Annotated in this window: 15 protein-coding genes and 1 pseudogene; 12 read left to right on the forward strand and 4 right to left on the reverse strand. The window is 65.6% G+C overall.

Annotated features, from left to right (window positions below; genetic code table 11):
* Positions 1-62 precede the first annotated feature (62 nt).
* The 3 genes from DFP88_RS04625 (at position 63) to DFP88_RS04635 (ending at position 4,381) form a co-directional block, all read left to right on the forward strand.
* The gene (locus DFP88_RS04625) at positions 63-926 is read left to right on the forward strand and encodes an alpha/beta hydrolase fold domain-containing protein (protein ID WP_181418555.1); all 864 of its coding nucleotides are present in this window, start codon (positions 63-65) and stop codon (positions 924-926) included.
* Complete coding sequence (locus DFP88_RS04630) at positions 923-1,558, forward strand: NAD(P)-dependent oxidoreductase (protein ID WP_110813235.1); 636 nt, start codon at positions 923-925, stop codon at positions 1,556-1,558. The genes DFP88_RS04625 and DFP88_RS04630 overlap by 4 nt, the downstream gene beginning before the upstream one ends.
* A gap of 945 nt (positions 1,559-2,503) precedes the next feature.
* Complete coding sequence (locus DFP88_RS04635) at positions 2,504-4,381, forward strand: DUF2264 domain-containing protein (protein ID WP_181418556.1); 1,878 nt, start codon at positions 2,504-2,506, stop codon at positions 4,379-4,381.
* Here the strand turns inward: DFP88_RS04635 and DFP88_RS04640 are convergent.
* Genes DFP88_RS04640 through DFP88_RS04650 form a run of 3 tightly spaced genes read right to left on the reverse strand, consistent with a single transcriptional unit; the run spans position 4,378 to position 7,583 of the window.
* Positions 4,378-5,115, reverse strand: a complete 738-nt coding sequence (locus DFP88_RS04640; protein ID WP_110813326.1) for a FadR/GntR family transcriptional regulator — start codon at positions 5,113-5,115, stop codon at positions 4,378-4,380. The genes DFP88_RS04635 and DFP88_RS04640 overlap by 4 nt on opposite strands.
* A 49-nt stretch (positions 5,116-5,164) precedes the next feature.
* Complete coding sequence (locus DFP88_RS04645) at positions 5,165-5,947, reverse strand: carbohydrate-binding protein (RefSeq protein WP_220032284.1); 783 nt, start codon at positions 5,945-5,947, stop codon at positions 5,165-5,167.
* A 10-nt stretch (positions 5,948-5,957) separates the two neighbouring features.
* Complete coding sequence (locus DFP88_RS04650) at positions 5,958-7,583, reverse strand: heparinase II/III domain-containing protein (RefSeq protein ID WP_110813237.1); 1,626 nt, start codon at positions 7,581-7,583, stop codon at positions 5,958-5,960.
* 315 nt (positions 7,584-7,898) lie between these two features.
* Here DFP88_RS04650 and DFP88_RS04655 point away from each other — a divergent pair, with 315 nt between their 5' ends.
* The 9 genes from DFP88_RS04655 (at position 7,899) to kduD (ending at position 17,247) form a co-directional block, all read left to right on the forward strand.
* Complete coding sequence (locus DFP88_RS04655) at positions 7,899-8,840, forward strand: carbohydrate ABC transporter permease (protein WP_110813238.1); 942 nt, start codon at positions 7,899-7,901, stop codon at positions 8,838-8,840.
* A gap of 28 nt (positions 8,841-8,868) precedes the next feature.
* Positions 8,869-9,726, forward strand: coding sequence for a carbohydrate ABC transporter permease (locus DFP88_RS04660; protein WP_245904679.1), 858 nt, complete (start codon positions 8,869-8,871; stop codon positions 9,724-9,726).
* Between the two features lie 4 nt (positions 9,727-9,730).
* Positions 9,731-10,903, forward strand: a complete 1,173-nt coding sequence (locus tag DFP88_RS04665) for a glycoside hydrolase family 88 protein (protein WP_220032285.1) — start codon at positions 9,731-9,733, stop codon at positions 10,901-10,903.
* 18 nt (positions 10,904-10,921) lie between these two features.
* The gene (locus DFP88_RS04670; RefSeq protein WP_110813240.1) at positions 10,922-12,043 is read left to right on the forward strand and encodes an ABC transporter ATP-binding protein; all 1,122 of its coding nucleotides are present in this window, start codon (positions 10,922-10,924) and stop codon (positions 12,041-12,043) included.
* A gap of 86 nt (positions 12,044-12,129) precedes the next feature.
* A complete protein-coding gene (locus tag DFP88_RS04675; RefSeq protein WP_110813241.1) occupies positions 12,130-12,750 on the forward strand; it encodes a DUF624 domain-containing protein in 621 nt (206 codons plus the stop codon).
* Positions 12,751-12,762: 12 nt separating this feature from the next.
* Entirely contained in the window at positions 12,763-14,004 is a 1,242-nt protein-coding gene (locus DFP88_RS04680) for an ABC transporter substrate-binding protein (RefSeq protein WP_220032286.1), read from the forward strand.
* Between the two features lie 65 nt (positions 14,005-14,069).
* A complete protein-coding gene (locus DFP88_RS17500; RefSeq protein ID WP_110813243.1) occupies positions 14,070-15,656 on the forward strand; it encodes an acyltransferase in 1,587 nt (528 codons plus the stop codon).
* A 23-nt stretch (positions 15,657-15,679) separates the two neighbouring features.
* Complete coding sequence (gene kduI, locus DFP88_RS04690; protein ID WP_110813244.1) at positions 15,680-16,504, forward strand: 5-dehydro-4-deoxy-D-glucuronate isomerase; 825 nt, start codon at positions 15,680-15,682, stop codon at positions 16,502-16,504.
* Positions 16,504-17,247: a 2-dehydro-3-deoxy-D-gluconate 5-dehydrogenase KduD gene (kduD, locus tag DFP88_RS04695; RefSeq protein WP_110813245.1), complete on the forward strand. Its 744-nt coding sequence runs from the start codon at positions 16,504-16,506 to the stop codon at positions 17,245-17,247. The genes kduI and kduD overlap by 1 nt, the downstream gene beginning before the upstream one ends.
* Before the next feature lie 881 nt (positions 17,248-18,128).
* Here the strand turns inward: kduD and DFP88_RS16990 are convergent.
* Positions 18,129-18,488, reverse strand: a pseudogene (locus DFP88_RS16990) (hypothetical protein); the annotation flags it as partial.

Genomic DNA, 18,488 nt, shown 5'->3' on the forward strand with positions numbered 1-18,488 from the left:
GAGAAGGAGAAAGAACTGTGACTAGAATTGACCACCCGCTCAGCCAGGCGGATCGAACAACCATGGAAGCGATGCGGGCCTATCTGAAACTTCAGCCGGAAATGGCCCTCACCCCCGAGGGCCGTGCGGACTACGACGCCTTCATCGGTTCGGTTCCCACCGCCGATGGCGTGATGTTCGAGGAGGCCCAAATCGCCGGTGTCGATGGTTGGTGGTGCCGCCCTGCAGATGCGCGGCCTGAAGGTGCCATCGTCTACATTCACGGCGGAGCCTTCACACTAGGTTCGGCAGGAAGCTACCGCAATTTCGCGAGCCACCTGGCCCGCGCGGCCGCTGCTGTGACCTTCGTGCCGAACTACGCCCTTGCACCAGAAGCCCCTTATCCTGCGGCGTTGACAGATATCCGCTCCGTTTTGCGCGGGCTGCGGGCCTCTGGTGTCGAACGGGTTGGATTGATCGGGGATTCGGCAGGCGGCGGCCTGGCACTTGCCATTGCTCAGGCGCCTGACCCCGGGCCCAAAGCCGGCTTCCCGGTTATCGGAGCCGTCGTTTCCATGTCGCCCTGGACCGATCTGAGCCTTGCAGCGCCAGGTATCGCCGAACGCACGGCAGCCGATCCCATCCTGTCGCGGGCACAGCTGCTGACGGCAGCCAGTCTTTATGCAGGCCATGTTCAAGACCCGCGCGAGTCGGAACTTTCGCCGTGCTTCGCGCCGAAGGACAAGATGCCGCCCACGATGTTTCATGTCGGCACGGACGAAATCCTGCTCGACGATGCATTGGCCTATAAGGGCGTGGCGGAGGTGCATGTCTGGGACGGTATGACCCACGTGTTCCCCGCAAGCCTGCAATCACTGGAGGCCGCGCGCGATGCCATTGCGCTGATGGGGGACTTCTTGACGACACGCCTGGGGCGTGAGGCATGAAGATTCTCGTCCTTGGCGGAACCGGCGGAACCGGTCGGGCAATTGTCCGTGAAGCTCAGGCGAAAGGCCACGAGGTAGTTGTCCTCGCCCGTTCGCCTGAAAAGGCAGCATTGCTGCGCGATACGGCGACCATCGTCCCGGGGGACGCGCTTGATCCCGTTGCAGTCACCCGGGCGCTGGCAGGATGCGAGGGGGTGATCAGCGCGCTCGGGCCCACCAAGCTGAGCCCGTTGAAGGAGGTGACCTTGCTGTCCGACTCCACGCGCGTGCTGGTCGAGGCAATGCAGGCGCAAGGCGTTCGGCGGCTGGTTGCCATTACCGGAATGGGCGCTGGTGACAGTCGCGGCCAAGGCGGGTTCCTGTACGACCGGCTGTTCCAGCCGCTGCTGCTTGGTCCGATCTACAAGGACAAAGACCGACAGGAGGCGATCATCCGCAGCAGCGGCCTTGACTGGACGATCATGCGCCCCTCGGTCCTGACCGATGGTCAGGAAACCGAGACCGTCCGCGTCCTGACCGACCTGCAGGACTTTCACGGCGGCAAGATTTCGCGGATCGATGTCGCCCGCTGCGTCGTCGCTGAATTCGAACGCCAGGATTGGAAAGGACAAGCGCCGATCATTTCACAGTGAACGTCGTATCTGCTCATCTCGGTTTTCTTCCGCCGGCGTTCCTGGGTCGATATTCTAGGTACCGAATTTGACCGACGGCATCTTCGGATTCCTGTCGTTCGCCAAGACGCAGCGAACGGCAGTTCTCCGCCCTTCCACGACCTTCGGACCAGGCGCAGTCGAGGTCTGCCTTCCGTTCATCTGCGACAATAATAGCCGCCGCGTCGCAGCGTCCCCGTCACGGTCGGCCTCGCCCTAAATCCGCGCTTCACGTCCGTAGACCGCCACTCTCCGTTCCAGGTACTCTCGATCTTTCCGACAACTTGGCCGTGGCACCATTGCCTGATCCTACCGCTACAACCTGCTGGATCGCGACCGTAGTGGCGCGCGGCTAAACGTGACGGCTACCTTAACAACCATACTTCTGTTCGACCCGGTGTCAGTCGACTGCCTGACTTTGGCTTTGCCCCCACTAGCGAAACGTCCGCGCAGCGGGCGTTGTGCCTTCTACTGCAGGTCAGCGTGCGTGAACGCCTCCACCTCAGCCCTACGCGACGCGACGCGACGCGAGATGGTGTCGTAGCTCATATTTGGGCTTTTATTTTTCTTCGAGCCAGTGGTGATCAGCATACTCGCCAGCGTGGATTGTCCGGCCGAGTTAGTTTTCCCGGAGGGAGCTCTGCCTTCGTGGCAACATCGCTGACTCGATAGTAGCCTAGTCCGATCTCCAGAGCCGCGGCGACCAGTCCGTGCTGTTGCGCGCTGGTCCGCCATCGCAAGCGGTGCGCTGGTCCTGCTAACCGGTGCCGGCGACAGTCGGCGCCTTTGAGTTGCAGGCCGCGGCTGACGATCAGCAGGAGGCTTCGAGGCCCCCGCTCATCCCCAGTGCCGACCATCGTCGCGCGGCCCTTGTCCTTTCCGGACCCGTTGCTGCAAATGACACGGTATCGAGGGAGAGGAACCGTCATGTCAGTCACGCCAGCCTGGCTTCAGGAGGCAACCGTCCAGCAGATGGTCCGCGCCAACCCGTTGCACGGCAACCCGCTGAGTACGCGAAGCGACCTTGCGGTGGCAGCGGCGTCGCTGGTCGAGCCCCTGCTGCCGCACATGTCCGCTGGCATGGCCCGCATACGGATCGGTGTCGGCGGGGCACATTACAGCGCCGAGGCGGCCGAGATGGAGGCATTCGCTCGCCCGCTCTGGGGTCTGGCGCCGCTGGTTGCGGGCGGCATCGGACACGAGCGCGCCGACGACTGGGCCAAAGGTCTGGAGAACGGAACCAACCCGGAGCATCCCGAATACTGGGGCGACGTGAACCGCCACGACCAGCGCATGGTCGAGATGGCCGGCCTGTCGCTGGGCATCCTGCTGGCGCGCGAGACGTTCTGGGACCCGATGCCGGCTGAGGCGCGCGCGCGCACCGCCGCCTGGTTGCGCCGGATCAACGCCTTCCCGCCGGCGGACAACAACTGGCTGTTCTTCCGCGTGCTGACGAACCTGGCGCTGCGCCATGTCGGCGAGGACTGGTCCGAGGACCTGACCCGGCAGGCGCTGGACCGGATCGAAGACTTTCACATCGCAGGCGGCCATTACCGCGACGGCACATGGTACCAGCTGGACTACTACACGCCGATGGGCATGCACTTCTACGGGCTGATGATCGCCCAGCTCGTGCCGGAGCTGTTCCCCGATCATGCTGCACGCTACCGCGCCCGCGCCCGCGACTTCGCGCAGGATTTCCAAAGCTGGTTCGCGCATGACGGCGCGGCGATCCCCTTCGGCAGGTCGATGACCTATCGCTTCGCGCAATCGGCCTTCTGGTCCGCCTGCGCCTTTGCCGGCGAAGAGGTGCTCCCCTGGGGCCGGATCAAAGGCCTGCTGCTGCGCAACCTGCGCTGGTGGGCGGACCGCCCGATCGCGGACCGCGACGGCATCCTGTCGATCGGCTACGGCTACCCGAACCTTCTGGTCTCGGAGGCCTACAACGCCCCCGGATCGCCCTACTGGGGGCTCAAGGCCTTCCTGCCCCTTGCCCTGCCAGAGGATCATCCCTTCTGGATGGCCGAGGAGGAACCGGCCGAAGCCCTGCCACTGGGCCGCCACCTGTGCGCAGCGGGCGCCTATATCGCCCGCCGCGAGAGTGGCGACGTGCAGGTGCTGACCGGCGGGCAGGATGGGCGGGAGCACCGCTACCACGATGCGAAATACGGGCGCTTCGCCTATTCCACGGCCTTCGCGTTCTCCGTCGCCTCGGACGCCTGGGGCAACCGACCCGAGCGCGCGGCAGTCGATTGCGGCATTGCAGTCAGCCGTGACGGGCTGTCCTGGCTGTCACGCGCGACCATCACCGAGGCGGGCATCGACAGCGACATGGCCTGGGGCCGCTGGTCACCCGACGACGGGCTGTGCATCGACAGCTGGCTTGATTTCGGCCCCGAGGGCTGGCACGTCCGGCTGCACCGCGTCGTGACAGACCGGCCGCTGCAGATCACCGAGGGCGGCTTTGCAATCGACCGGACCGGGGACGGGCATATAACGCCGGAGGGCTGGATCACCGAAGCCCCCGGGCTCGCCCGGGTCCGGACGCACTCTGCTCTGTCTGTGCTGAGCGATGTGTCGGGACAACGCGCCGGCACGATCGTCCGCGCGGCGCCGAACACGAACTTGCTGTATCCGCGTACCTTCTTCCCGCGCCTCTCGGGTGAGGTGCCGGTGGGCAAGACATGGCTTGCCACCGCGGCCTTCGGCCGACCCGATCCACAAGCCGAGCCGGCGCCGTTCATCCTGCCCGAGACAGCCCGTGCGCTCCTGTCGCGCGAGGGCATCTCCTTGGGCGCCGACTAGGCGCGCAGATCGGTGCCGGCCGGAGACAGACTGTGGCTTTGCAGGATATCACGGTGACGGCTTTGGCTGCCGATCAGGTGCCGGCGCATCGCCTCCTCGGCGGCCGACCGGTCGCTGGCGCAGATCGCCCGCACGATTGCCTCGTGCTCGTCCATCAGCAGGGCGCGGTAGCTGCGCCGCGCCTCTTCGTCCGAGGCCGGGGTGAAATAGGATTGCGGCACCATCGCCTCGCCGATGCGGGCCATGAAGTCGCTGAACTGCGCATTGCTCGTCGCTTCGGCGATGGCGACATGCAACGCGAAATCCGCCGCGCGGAAGGCGTCTCCGCCCTGCTCCATCAGACCCAGCATCGCCGCGTGACGGGCCAGGATCCGCTCTTCCTGCACCGGTGACCGGCGCAGCGCAGCCAGCCCAGCCGCCGCCACCTCAAGCGCGATGCGCAGCTCGAGGATTTCCAGCGACGACGTCAGGCGCGCTCGTTCCGCCGGCATCGCCCGCGCCCTGTCCAGAACGAAGACGCCCAGACCCTGATGCGCCTCGACCAGACCGTCCCGGCGCAGATGGGCCAGCGCCTCGCGCACCACGGTTCGGCTGACACCATGCGCCTCGGTCAGCTGCGCCTCGCTTGGCAGCTTGTCGCCCGGGGCGTAGCGGCCTGACAGGATGTCCTGCCGCAGCGTGTCGCCGATCGCCGTGGCAAGTTTACCGGACCTGCGGAGCGGAGGCTGGCTCATGCGGTTGCCCTCGCCAAGCACTGGGACTTCACCGGCTCTCCCTCCTGCCTCATCCCTTGTCCACCCCAAGCACCTCGATCCGGGTGAGTGCCGGGAAAGGCGATGGATCCTCGGCGCGGATGAGGTCGTGCAGCACGAGCTGACGGCTGGTGCGGGGCGTCATGGCAAAGCTCTGCCGCGCGCCGGTCTTGCTCAGTGTCAGCTGCTCCGTGCTGCCGTCGTCGAAGGTGACGCTGGCCCGCGTCCACCAGGCGTCGTGCGGGAAATCGGCCCGCAGGGTCAGCGCAACGGTATCGATCCGCACCGGCCGGCCGAATTGGATCGTCAGCGCGGCGTTCGGATCCTCGGCGATACCCCAGGATGTGTAGGGCCAGCGCCCGTGGTCGTCGTTCGCAGCCTCCCCGTCAATCGCGCAGCGGGCGGCAAAGCCGGCTTCGCCGCGTGTCACGACGCTGGCCACGGCATGAGGAAACGCCTCGCTGCCGGCATGATCCAGCGGGTTCAGCGCCAGGTCGCGGCGCAGCGCGATTTCCTCGGGCCGGGCAATACGCGCCTGCAGGCGATGCCGCCCCCCTGCAAAGGCGCGCGGAGAGTATCCGTCGGCCTGCGCCGGCCCCGGCACAGGATAGGAAAAGCGGCCGCCCGGCAGATGCAGGAGTGCCGGCGCAACCGCGTCGTCCAGCACGATCCAGACCACGGCCCCCGCCGGCGCAGAGAGCGTCAGCACGCAGTCCTCGGGATAAGTCCCATCATGGACGAGGAACACCTCGTCCGCCGCGCTGGACGATCCAAGAACGGTCCCTCCCGCGTCCAAAACCGTCAATTCCAGCATGCATGCCCCATCAGTTGATCGTCACTTTCAGCTGTCCCGTCGGCACGGCGCACAGCACGCGCCAGATACCATTGGGCCAGGAACGCGCCAGGCGCGGGTCGGTCACAGGCACAGCAGATATGCGCAGGTCGCTCAGACCCTCCAGCCGCAGGTCAGCCAGGCCCGGAAGCTCCAGCCCCTGCCCCGTCACGCGCGGTTCGGCAGAAAACAGAAGCGTCAGCTCGGCTGGCAGGTCGCCATCGTAGCTATCCTCGATCTCTACACCAACACCCTTGTGCAGCGTCACGCGGCGGCGCGCAGCCCGCAGCCCTGCCTCGGGAGGCCAGGCGGCGGTGATGTCCATGTCGAGCCTGGCCTGCCCTTCGGTCAGCGACGCCGCAACGTCGCAGGCAGCGAAGGCGTCGCCGGGCGCCTGCCCGACACCGCCGAAGCTGGGCAGGTTGTGCCAGCTCGACTGCATCGTCCAGATTTCGTAGCGCCGCGATGAAAAGGTGCGGGCGGTGTAGGTCTCGACCCCGAGATCGATCAGCACCGGCTGCCCGTTCTTGTAGAGCGTGACGCTGCCGACATCGTTGTGATTGTGGCTGTCGCCGTTGTCACCGGCCTTGACCGCCAGGGTGAACCGGTCGTCGCGCGCCACCATCAGGCCGATGCTGGGATACCAGACGTCGCGCGGCGGAGGCGCAGGCGGGGGCGGGCCGATGACGGCGCCGGCATGCCGGGCCTGCAGCAGTCGGTACCACAGGTTGATCTCGTCCGGCAGGTCGTCCCATCCCTCGGCGCCGGCATTGCGCGTAGCGAAGGCCTCCAGCCGCGTGCTGCCCACAGCGCGGCCGAACAGGACCTCGCGCAGGCTGCAGCGCGCGGTCACCGCGGGGCAGTCGGCAAAGTTGATGTATCGATGGCCGCCGACATGAACGGCCTCGATGTAGTCGGCGATGTTGCGTATCTTCGGCAGGCGCCAGACCGGCTCAACCTGCTGGGGCATGACCCGCTCCAACAGGTCAAGGGCGCCCCACAGACACAACCCGGCGTGGCGGTAGTACATCGCGCCCTCTTCGCAGGCGCCGTCCTCGCCGTAATCCGACAGGAAGGCGTGCAGGCTGCGGACAGCGCGCCGCACTAGCGCGGCCCGACGATCTGCAGCAATCGGCTGCGTCAGCCCCGCCAGCAGAACGTTCTGGGTGATCCAGACCGTCCAGTTGTTGGTCGGTCCATCCACGCCGCCCATCCACCAATAGTCGCGCGTCATGTAGGGCGTCAGGATACGGCGCTCGATCTCGGCCTCGGCGCGCGCCCGCAGTCCGGGCAGATGTTCCTCGAGTCGCTCTCCCAGCAGCGACAGCAACACCGCGACCAGCCCCCCCGTCTCGGCAGCGAAGAGGTCGAGCACAGGATCGGCCGGGTCCGGCAGCGGCGCGCGCCGGCCACCGCGCGCCTGGGCGTTATGCGCCGGCAACTGCCAGCCGCTCTCCTCACAGATCAGCCACAGGCCGTCGGCTATCGCGTCCAGATAACGGCCATCCCCCCTCGCCAATTCTGCCATGACCAAGGCGTTCAGCTTCCGCCGGCGGGCGAAGTAGCGCGCTTCGAAATCTTCGCGATCCCCCTGCCGCACGTAGGCGGCGAATGCCATGGCTGGAAGCAAGGTCCATGGCTCTTGCAGAGCAGCTTCCCCGCGCTCCGCCAACTTGTCTAGAACAAGTGGATCGAGATCCGCCCAGCTGGACTGACCTCCTGCGCGCCGTGGAATATCGAGAGCAGGCAAGCTGGAAGGCACAGCAAGCAAAACAGACCCTATTAGACAAGAGGTATGCTCAACGGACCTTGTATCTACACCCGGCACGGAACCCTCGCCTTCCCATCTTGTCCTACTTGTTATCTTTATTCAGGTAGGTTAGCAACAAGTTGTCCGGTGGGATCGCGGAGCCGGGCATGATTGGGAGGTCGCATGTCCAGCGCAGACACGGAACTGCAGGTCGCGGTGAAGCACGCGCGTCGTCCGCTTCTGTCGAAAGCGCAGCAGAAGCGGCGCGCGACGCTCGTCGCCTACTCCTTCATCGCACCGAATCTGATCGGATTCCTGGTCTTCACCTTCGGGCCCATCTGCTTCGCCTTTGCGCTGGCCTTCATGCACTGGGACGGGTCCAACCCGATCCAGTGGGCTGGGCTCGACAATTTCTTCGAGCTGTTCCGCGACAAGGCGTTCCAGGCCGCGCTCTGGAATACACTGATCTACACGGCCTTCTCGGTGCCGCTGACGCTGGCCGCCGCGCTTGGCGTCGCGGTGCTGCTCAACAACAAGATCGCCGGACGCAATTTCTTCCGCACCGCGATGTTCTTTCCCTACGTCGCGTCGCTCGTGGCCGTGGCGGTGGTCTGGAACATGCTGTTCAACCCGGCGATGGGGCCGGTGAACATGATCCTCTACACCGTCGGCGTCGACCCCCAGGCCCTGCCCGGCTGGGCCGCGGACCGGTACTGGGCGATGCCCACGGTGATCCTGTTCGGCGTCTGGAAAGACCTGGGCTACTTCATGGTGATCTATCTGGCGGGGCTGCAGGGCATCCCGCGCGAGCTTTACGAGGCCGCCGATATCGACGGAGCAAATGGCTGGCAGAAGTTCTGGAAGATCACCGTCCCGCAACTGGCGCCGACAACCTTCTTCGTTTCGGTGATCCTGACCATCCAGTCGTTCAAGGTGTTCGACCAGATCTTCATGATCACGCAGGGCGGGCCGGGCACATCGACCCTCGTGCTGGTCTACCACATCTACAACGAGGCCTTCATTTCCTGGGACCTTGGCTATGCCAGCATGGTGGCCATGGTGCTCTTCCTGATCGTGCTGGCGGTAACGATCCTGCAGTTCCGCCTCACCCGCGACATCGACTGAAGGGGGCGCCGCAATGACCGCAATTCCCATGGCCCAGAAGCCCCGGCGCACTCCGCGGCGGCGGTCCCGGATCAAGCTCGGCCGCGTCTCACTCTACCTCGTGGTGATCGCGATCACGGCGATCATGATCCTGCCTTTCCTGTGGATGCTCTCGGCGTCACTGAAGCTCGACCGAGAGGTCTTTGCCTTCCCGATCCAGTGGATCCCGGAGGCACCGCGCTGGCAGAACTACGTCGAGATCTGGGAAATGATCCCGCTGGCGCGCTTTGTCTACAACACGGCCAAGATCACGATCATCGTCACGGTGCTGCAGCTCTTCACCTCGAGCTTTGCGGCCTATGCCTTTGCAAAACTGGACTTTCCCTACAAGAACGTCCTGTTCTTGGGCTACATTGCGACGATCGCGGTGCCCTGGCATGTCTACATGGTCCCGCAGTTCGTGATGATGCGCGAGTTCGGGCTCAACAACACGCATCTCGCGCTGATCTGCCTGCAGGCCTTCACCGCCTTCGGCGTGTTCCTGATGCGGCAGTTCTACATGTCGGTTCCGGACGAGCTGTGCGAAGCGGCGCGGATCGACGGCATGAACGAATACCAGATCTGGTACCGGATCATGCTGCCCCTGTCGAAGCCGGCGCTGTCGACACTGACCATCTTCACCTTCGTGGCGACCTGGAACGACTTTCTGGGACCGCTGATCTACCTGACCGAGACCAAGCTGAAGACCATCCAGATCGGTCTGCGGATGTTCATCTCGCAATATTCCTCGGAGTACGGGCTGATCATGGCGGCGTCGGTCGTGGCCCTGATCCCGGTTCTGATCGTGTTCCTGTCGCTGCAGCGCTTCTTCGTCGAAGGCATCGCCTCGACCGGACTGAAAGGCTGACCGCATGACCACTGAAGCCCTCATCGACGCCATCGCACCGCTGAGCGCGGCCGAACACGATGCGGCGTTGACGCAAGCCTGCGCGCAGGTGCGGCGCAATCTGCCCTCCTTCACCTACGCCGCGCAGAACCATTCGTCGGTGGACAACATGTACCCGGCAGTGCCGAACGACCAGTGGACCGCCGGCTTCTGGCCCGGGCAGATCTGGCTGGCCTTCGAGCATACGCAGGACCCCGTGTTTCGCCATGCCGCGCAGATCCAGGTGCAGAGCTTTCTGCACCGGATCGAGAACCGGATCGCGACGGATCATCATGACATGGGTTTTCTCTACAGCCCGACCTGCGTCGCGGCATGGAAGCTCGTCGGCGACGAGGACGGACGCCGGGCGGCGATCCTGGCCGCGGATCAGCTGAAGGAACGCTACCACGCTGTCGGCGGCTTCATTCAGGCCTGGGGCAGCAAGGGCAACCCGGACGAATACCGCTATATCATCGACTGCCTGCTGAACCTGCCGCTGCTGTACTGGGCGTCCCGCGAGACCGGCGACGAGAGTTATCGGGAGATCGCGCTGACCCATGCGCGCACGACGCTGGCGCATTCGATCCGGCCCGACAATTCTACCTATCACACCTTCTACATGAACCCCGAGAGTGGCGCACCGATGCGCGGCGTGACCAAGCAGGGTCATTCGGATGACAGCTCCTGGGCCCGTGGGCAGGCCTGGGGCATCTACGGCATGGCGCTGAGCTACCGCTACGAGGCGCTGCCGGAGTATCTCGAGACTTTCGCGAAGCTTCTGGATTACTACCTGTCCCGCCTGCCCGGCGACCTCGTACCCTACTGGGACATGATCTTTACCGACGGGGACGAGCCACGCGACAGCTCCTCCGCGGCGATAACCGCCTGCGGTCTTCTTGAAATGGCCGACCTTATCGGCGGTGACCAGGCTGCGCGCTGGCGCGACCTTGCCCGGCGGATGACCGGCAGTCTCGTGCGAAGCTACGCCGTGACGGATCCGGCAGTGTCGAACGGGCAGCTGCTGCACGGCACCTATTCCAAGAAGACCCCCTTCAACACTTGCCGCGGCGAAGGCGTCGATGAGTGCGTGAGCTGGGGAGACTACTACTACATCGAGGCGCTGACCCGCCTGAAGGGTGGCTGGTCCACCTATTGGTAAGGCCCTGACGAGGACGGTATGGCGCAGATAACGCTGAACAAACTGAACAAGACCTACGGCGCCGTGGAAGTGATCCACGACATCGACCTCAAGATCGCGGACAAGGAGTTCGTGGTCTTCGTCGGCCCTTCCGGCTGCGGGAAATCGACCACGCTGCGGATGATCGCCGGCCTCGAGGAAGTGTCGGACGGAGAGCTGTGGATCGGCGAGGACATGGTCAACGACGTTCCGTCCAAGGACCGGGACATCGCGATGGTGTTCCAGAACTACGCGCTCTACCCGCACATGACGGTCTACAAGAACATGGCCTTCGGGCTGGCGCTGCGAAAGGCCAAGGAGTCCGAGATCGACGCCAAGGTCCGGGAGGCGGCGCGCATCCTGGACATCGAACACCTGTTGAACCGCAAGCCCAAGGCCCTCTCGGGCGGCCAGCGCCAGCGTGTCGCTCTGGGCCGGGCAATGGTACGCAATCCGGAGGTCTTCCTGCTCGACGAACCCCTGTCGAACCTCGATGCGAAGCTGCGTGGAACGATGCGGGCGGAGATCACGAAGCTGCACAAGCGGCTCGACGCGACCTTCGTCTATGTCACCCACGACCAGGTCGAGGCGATGACCATGGCCGACCGCATCGTGGTGATGCGGGACGGGCATATCCTGCAGGTCGACACGCCGCAGGAACTGTACGATCGGCCGGTGGACATGTTCGTGGCAAGCTTCATCGGCGCGCCGCAGATGAACATGCTGCCGGCCACCCTGCGTCATACCGAGACCGGCTTTGCCGCCGAGTTCGACGGTCGGCTGATGCCTCTGCCGGTTCAGGACAACCCCGCCCGGCTTGCCAGTTTCGGCGATCGAGGCGTGATCCTCGGGATCCGTCCTGAAGACATGCACGAGGCGCCGCCGCCGGGCCTCCCCTCGGAGCAGCTTGCAGCTATTCACGGCACCGTCGATCTGGCCGAGCCTCTGGGATCGGAAAAGCACTTGAACCTGTCCGCAGGCGGGGTGCAGATCGTCGCCCGTGTCTCGGCCCGCTGCCCGGCTGTCACCGGCGCGCCGATCGATCTGACGGTCGACATGCGCCACGTTCACCTGTTCGATCCCGATACCGAACAGTCGATCCTGTACGGCCGGGACAGCTGAGGGTGCAACAGCTCGACCGCCTGTGGCTGCGCGAGGGACCGGGTGTCCCGCGGGATGAGGCGCCCAGGAGGGGCTTGCCCCTACTCATGGCCACATGCCGGCGCGAAGCAGGCGAGCTCCTTACCCTGAATGCGCTGATCCTGCTTGCCAGCCTGCCTGTCGTCACGATCCCGGCGGCCCAGGCCGCCGGCCTGCGGATCACGCTGCGGATGTTGGACGATGCGCCGATCTATCTGTGGCGCGATTTCTGGCGTGCGTTTCGCTCATGTTTTCTTCTGGCCACGACGTTTGGCGTCGTCGCCGCATGCGCGGCCCTGGCCGCCGGCTGGACCAGCTGGATCTATGCCCAGATGGCCGGGCAGCATGTCCTTTACGTGGTGCCCTTCGTAATCGCCGCCAGCGTCGCGCTTCTGGTCTGCGCAGTGGCGGCTCAAGGCTTCGTGCTGATCGCAGCCGACACTGAAGCGCGCCCGCATCTGCTCCGCCGCGCCGTGTTTGCCACGCTTGCACGACCGCTGCCCATCCTTTCCGGCCTGACGGCGCTCGCGGCGCTGTGGCTGAGCGTGGCCATCCTTTACCCCGTCTCGGTGCTGTTGCCTGCGACGGTCGCTTTCTCGTTCGGATCGCTGATCGCAGCCTTTGCGATGCGGCCCGTCGCGGAAACCTGCACGGCGGGGAACCGTGCATCCACAGAGGAGGAGAACTGAATGAAACACCTGATGAGAACGACAGTCCTGGCCGGGCTTCTGGCGCCGGGCGCCGTCCTGGCGCAGGAGGAGCAGACGACCCTGAACTGGGCGCTCTGGGACGCCAATGCGGTAGCCTATATTCAACCGCTGATCGACGGTTACGAAGCCGCGCATCCTGACGTGACCATCGAGGTCACCGATCTGGGCTCTGCCGATTACAACCAGATGCTGATGACCCAGCTGACCGGCAATAACGCCGATATCGACGTGGTCACGATCAAGGACATCCCGGGCTACGCGCAGCTTGTCAGCACCAGCAGCCTCGTCGACCTGTCCGATGCCTACGAAGAGCCGATCGACGCCGCGCCCTTCGGCGGCCTGATCGAAGCGATGACCGTCGACGGCGGCCTTTACGGCCTGCCCTTCCGCGCGGATTTCTGGATCCTGTACTACAACAAGGATCTCTTCGACGCCGCTGGGGTGGACTATCCCACCAACGACATGACCTGGGCCGATCATGACGAGATGGCGCGTGCGCTGACCTCTGGCTTCGGTGCGAACAAGGTCTACGGCTCGCATCTGCACACCTGGCGCTCGACCGTGCAGCTGCCGGGGATCCTCGACGGGCAGAACACGCTGATCGCGGATGACTACACCTTCCTCGTGCCGTGGTACGAGCGGGCTCTGGCCCTTCAAGACGAGGGCGTGATCCAGAGCTACGCCGCCCTGAAGACCTCGCAGACGCATTACTCCGGGCCGTTCTATAACGGCAGCGTGGCGATGCTGCCGATGGGCAGCTGGTTCATCGGCACGCAGATCGACAAGGTCGCCTCTGGCGAGAGCCTGGCCACGAACTGGGGCATCGCCAGCTTCCCGCATCCCGAAGGCGTCGAGGCCGGTACCACCGCCGCCACGATCACCTCTCTGGGCGTCAATGCCAGTGCCGGCGACAAGGAGGCCGCGCTCGACTTCGTACGCTGGGTGGTCAGCCCCGAAGGCGCGGCGATCGTCGCCGCGAGCGGCACGCTGCCGGCAATCCGCGATGACGCGGTGATCGACCAGATCGCCGGGATCGACGGCTTTCCGGAGGACGAAACAAGCCGTGGCGCCCTGAAGACCGTGCAGACCTATCTCGAGCTGCCGGTGGACCTTCAGGCTGCCGAGATCGAGCTGGTCCTGAACCGCGCGCATGACAACATCATGACCGAGAACGTCTCGGTCGAGGACGGCATCGCCGAGATGAACGAAGGCGTTCAGGACATCCGCAACTAAGCGACGCGGCTTCGGTCGGCCCGCGTACCTTCGCGGGCCGATCATCCGGACAACGGGAGGGCAACATGCAGGCACGGCGCATCGAGTATCTCCCTTGGGAGCGGACACCTCACGATTGTGCCGCCCCCGCCCAGCAGCAGCGCCACGCGGCGCTGGCCGAAGCAGGACAGGCCGACATCGACCCTACGGCGTTCGTGGCCGAAGGCGCCCTTGTCTTCACCGAGCGACTGACCCTTGGCCCCGGCTGCATCGTCGCGGCGCAGGCCCTGCTGCGCGGCGAGCTGCACCTTGGTGCCGACTGCAGCATCAACCCGTTCGCTTGCCTGTCGGGCCGCATCACCTGCGGAAGCGGCGTTCGCATCGCCTCCCACGCCACGCTGGTGGGCTTCGATCACGGCATAGACGATCCGGACCTGCCCATCCACCGCCAGCCCCTGCGCATTCAGGGGATCGAGATCGGCGACGATGTCTGGATCGGTGCCAATGCGGTAATCCTTGACGGCGCGCGGATCGGGTCCGGCGCCGTGATCGCCGCCGGCGCGGTGGTACGCGGGACGGTGGAGCCGCGCGCGATCATGGGCGGCGTCCCTGCCCGCCTCCTGCGCCATCGTCCGGCGCCCGCCCTGTCCGGCCCTGCCCCGCTTGCCGCCTTGGGACGGCGCGCTGCCGCGCAATGGCAGGACGTGCTCGCCAGCCATTCCACCCCGGAAGGCTATGTCTCGACCGATGCGGCGGGACGCGCCGGACCGGATCTGCGCCATCTGTGCGACGCGATCGAGATCGCCGCCGGCTTTGGCGGCGCCGGGGCCCTCCCCGGTCGCGATGCCGCCGTCGCGCGGCTGAAAGATAGCCAGGATGCCACGACCGGGCTGTTTCCCGACCCCGCTCGCCCGCATGAAGGCGCGCTTCGCGACGATCCGATCGCGCTGTATAACGTGCTCGCGGCCGGCTATGCGCTGCACTGCCTCGGCACCGCGCCCGCCCGCCCTGTTGCAGCCGTCGAAATCGAAAGCGCCGAGCTGCGGGACTGGCTTGATGCCCTGCCATGGGCCGACAATCCCTGGGGCGCCGGCGCGACGGTGGATGCCATCGGCACGGCACTGACCTTCAACGCCAACCATTTCGGACTTGGCCGAGGACGCGACACCCTGCTGGGCTGGCTCGCCTTGGCCGCCGACCCCGCGACCGGCCTCTGGGGCCGCGCCATTGCAGGCGACAGCCTGCTGGCGGTCAACGGCTTCTACCGGGCCAGCCGCAGCACCCACGCCCAGACGGGCATCCCGCTGCCCTACCCCGAACGAAGCATCGACAGCGTGCTGGCCAACTACAACGCCCATCAAGGCTTTGCAGGCTCCGAGCACACCGCCTGCAACCTTCTCGACACGGTGCATCCACTTTGGCTGTGCCTGCGTCAGACCCGCCACCGCCGGGCCGAGGCCGAAGCCATCGCTTGCACCATAATCACCCGCACCGCCGCACGCTGGCAGGACGGGCGCGGCATCGGTTTTGCCGAAGGCCAGGCGCCCTCTCTGCAGGGCACCGAGATGTGGCTTGCAACCGTTCACACAGCCGCCGCGATACTGAAGGAGGAAGATGCCTTCCCCTTCGTGCCGCGCGGCGTTCATCGCCTTGCGCCCCCAACGGGCGCCTGACCAACCCCGACGAAGGAGGTCCCATGCTGACCGTTCATACCCTGCACGCCGTGCATCAAAGCCAGGCCAAGACATTCGACACTGCCACACTGCGCGAGAACTTCCTGATTGATGGTGCCTTTCGTTCGGGCGAGATCAGGCTGACCTACACCCATTACGACCGCTTCGTCGTCGGTGGCGCCGTCCCCGATGGCGGCAGTCTGACGCTGGACACCGTGGCCGAGTCCGGGACAGACAGCTTCCTCGATCGGCGCGAGATGGGCATCGTCAACATCGGCGAGACGGGTACGGTCGAAGCCGGCGGCACCAGTTACACGCTTGAGCGCGGCGATGTGCTGTATCTGGGAATGGGCAGCGGCGCAGTGACCTTTGCGGGCCAGGGACGGTTCTACATCACCTCGGCGCCTGCGCACCGAACCTGCCCGACCCGGCAGATCGCCATCGGCGACGCGAAGGAGGTGAAGCTGGGGGATGTCGCAAGTTCAAACAAGCGCACCATCCGCCAGTTCATTCACCCCGACGTGATGGAAAGCTGCCAGCTGACACTGGGCTACACCACGCTCGAGGACGGATCGGTCTGGAACACGATGCCGGCCCATACCCATGATCGACGGATGGAGGCCTACCTCTACTGGGGCATGGAAGACGCCGCTCGTGTCGTTCACCTGATGGGAGAGCCCACAGAGACCCGGCACCTGATGGTCGCCAACGAAGAGGGTGTGGTCTCTCCGCCCTGGTCCATCCATGCCGGCGCCGGCATCGGTGGCTATACCTTCATCTGGGCGATGGCGGGCGACAACCAGTCCTTCACCGATATGGATTTCGTCCAGCCCGCGGAGCTGCGCTAATGCCCGGCCCGTTCAGCCTTGAAGGGCGGCGCGCGCTGGTGACCGGCGCCAATACCGGCATCGGCCAGGCGATCGCCGTCGCACTGGCCGGTCAGGGCGCCGAGGTGGTCTGTGCCGGGCGGCGCGACTGCGCCGAAACAGTATCGAGGATCGCGGAAGCCGGAGGTACGGCGTCCCAGCTGCAGCTCGACTTTGCAGACCCGATGGCGGCGCGGGACGTGTTCGACGATGCCGGCTTTGACCTTCTGGTCAACAACGCCGGCACAATCCGCCGCGCCGACAGCGCCGACTACAGCGAGGCCGACTGGGATGCGGTGATGGATGTGAACCTCAAGGCGGTGTTCTTCACCTGCCAGAGCTTCGGCCGCGCTCTGCTGGCGCGCGGCGGCAGCGGCGCAATCGTCAACATTGCCTCGCTGCTGTCGTTCCAGGGCGGCATCCGGGTGCCAGCATATACGGCGTCCAAGCACGGCGTGGCTGGTATCACGAAGATCCTCGCCAACGAATGGGCCCCGCACGGGATTACTGTGAACAGCATTGCCCCGGGCTACATCGCCACCAGCAACACTCAGGCGCTGCGCGACGATCCGGACCGGTCTCGTGCCATCCTCGAACGCATTCCCGCGGGGCGGTGGGGCGATCCCGAAGATATCGGAGGCACGGCCGCCTACCTCTGCTCGCCCGCCGCGCGATACGTCACCGGAGCGGTACTGAACGTGGATGGCGGCTGGCTGGCGCGTTAGGCAGGGGCTGCACCGTCTCAGCCCGATGGTGCCGTGAGGTCGGCGTCCGCACCAACGGACACGGCGACCTCTCTACTTACGGTCTTGCCGCCAGTCGCGCGACGCAGATTGGCGGCATCATCGTACCGTTTGGCATTCAGCGCACGACAGTGAGGCGAGGGAACTCATCTGCAAGGTAGAGAGGACCACGTTAGGCTCAGGGCGCGAGGCAGCTCCTATTAGAGAATAGGCCAGCCACCCGTCTGAGCGCTCAGCACAAACTGACCGGAGACCGAGATACGCCAACAAGATAGCTCCAACCAGAGGGTTGTCCAAAAAGCTGGTTCGCCAGCCCTGAGCAGGTTGCTCAGGACCACCAGCGCGAGGAGCCCAGCGTTCACTGAAACAACGGCCGGTACCTAAGGATCGCCTGAGACGCTGTTGATCAGCCTAAATAATGCGGCCGCCAAACGTGCGCCGTGCATTATCAGTAGTCCGCAGGAAATGGGATGCTGACCTTAGGCACTTTGCCGTTCCTTAACTGCCTAGCAAATGTGGCGTACCGCAGGGGCCATAGCGAATGCCTCCGGCTCTTCCGCTCACTCACCGCTGTTAGTCTAGGCTGCAGGCGCTCGAGGTTTCTTGGGCGGCGGGTAGCCGGACACTGCCGCTTTGCCTCCACCCCTCTTACTCCACCAAGTGGGCTTTTTTCCTGAAATAGCCGCGTGCGAAAAGAAAGGTTGGATGCGCGGTCACCGCGAGGTGGCCCAGATTTTTAGACCACCCCCGGTCCCCCGCGGCGCGGCGGCGGGAGGCCCTGCCCCTGCCGCCGCCGCTGGCCCCTCTGACCGGACAGCCGCTGCCGGTTCGGCTCTCCTGCCGCCGGCGCTCGGCGCTACCGCTTAGGCCTCCTCCTCCACCGGCCAGCTGGCGCGGGTGCCGTAGAAGGCCGCCGCCATGCGCGGACGCGGGGCCGGGCCGCTGAGCCGGTCGAGGGCCGCGGCCAGCGCCGCCGTTGCCGCCTGCACCGTGGCGCCGCCCAGTCCCCAGTTATGCTTCTTCAGCAGGCCCGTGATCGTCAGCCCCTCGACGAAGACGCCGTCCACCAGCTGCCGGTCGCTGATCGCCCGCCGCGGCCTGGCGTCCGCGCCCCGCTTCGACGGCCGCACCCGGCGGATCGGCATCGCCACCCCGTCCCCGATCCGGCGCTGCAGCGCCACCAGCCGCCGCCGCTCCTCCAGCCGCGCCTCGTTGACGTCGCC

Source organism: Pseudoroseicyclus aestuarii (assembly GCF_003217255.1).
In the GTDB taxonomy this organism is placed as follows: Bacteria; Pseudomonadota; Alphaproteobacteria; order Rhodobacterales; family Rhodobacteraceae; genus Pseudoroseicyclus; species Pseudoroseicyclus aestuarii.

Coding starts and splice junctions, on each gene's coding strand:
- kduD (WP_110813245.1), top strand. CDS start 16,504: ATGCCCGGCCCGTTCAGCCTTGAAGGGCGGCGCGCGCTGGTGACCGGC.
- DFP88_RS04680 (WP_220032286.1), top strand. CDS start 12,763: ATGAGAACGACAGTCCTGGCCGGGCTTCTGGCGCCGGGCGCCGTCCTG.
- DFP88_RS04670 (WP_110813240.1), top strand. CDS start 10,922: ATGGCGCAGATAACGCTGAACAAACTGAACAAGACCTACGGCGCCGTG.
- DFP88_RS04630 (WP_110813235.1), top strand. CDS start 923: ATGAAGATTCTCGTCCTTGGCGGAACCGGCGGAACCGGTCGGGCAATT.
- DFP88_RS04675 (WP_110813241.1), top strand. CDS start 12,130: ATGGCCACATGCCGGCGCGAAGCAGGCGAGCTCCTTACCCTGAATGCG.
- DFP88_RS04665 (WP_220032285.1), top strand. CDS start 9,731: ATGACCACTGAAGCCCTCATCGACGCCATCGCACCGCTGAGCGCGGCC.
- DFP88_RS04660 (WP_245904679.1), top strand. CDS start 8,869: ATGGCCCAGAAGCCCCGGCGCACTCCGCGGCGGCGGTCCCGGATCAAG.
- DFP88_RS17500 (WP_110813243.1), top strand. CDS start 14,070: ATGCAGGCACGGCGCATCGAGTATCTCCCTTGGGAGCGGACACCTCAC.
- DFP88_RS04635 (WP_181418556.1), top strand. CDS start 2,504: ATGTCAGTCACGCCAGCCTGGCTTCAGGAGGCAACCGTCCAGCAGATG.
- kduI (WP_110813244.1), top strand. CDS start 15,680: ATGCTGACCGTTCATACCCTGCACGCCGTGCATCAAAGCCAGGCCAAG.
- DFP88_RS04655 (WP_110813238.1), top strand. CDS start 7,899: ATGTCCAGCGCAGACACGGAACTGCAGGTCGCGGTGAAGCACGCGCGT.
- DFP88_RS04640 (WP_110813326.1), bottom strand. CDS start 5,115: ATGAGCCAGCCTCCGCTCCGCAGGTCCGGTAAACTTGCCACGGCGATC.
- DFP88_RS04650 (WP_110813237.1), bottom strand. CDS start 7,583: ATGGCATTCGCCGCCTACGTGCGGCAGGGGGATCGCGAAGATTTCGAA.
- DFP88_RS04625 (WP_181418555.1), top strand. CDS start 63: ATGGAAGCGATGCGGGCCTATCTGAAACTTCAGCCGGAAATGGCCCTC.
- DFP88_RS04645 (WP_220032284.1), bottom strand. CDS start 5,947: ATGCTGGAATTGACGGTTTTGGACGCGGGAGGGACCGTTCTTGGATCG.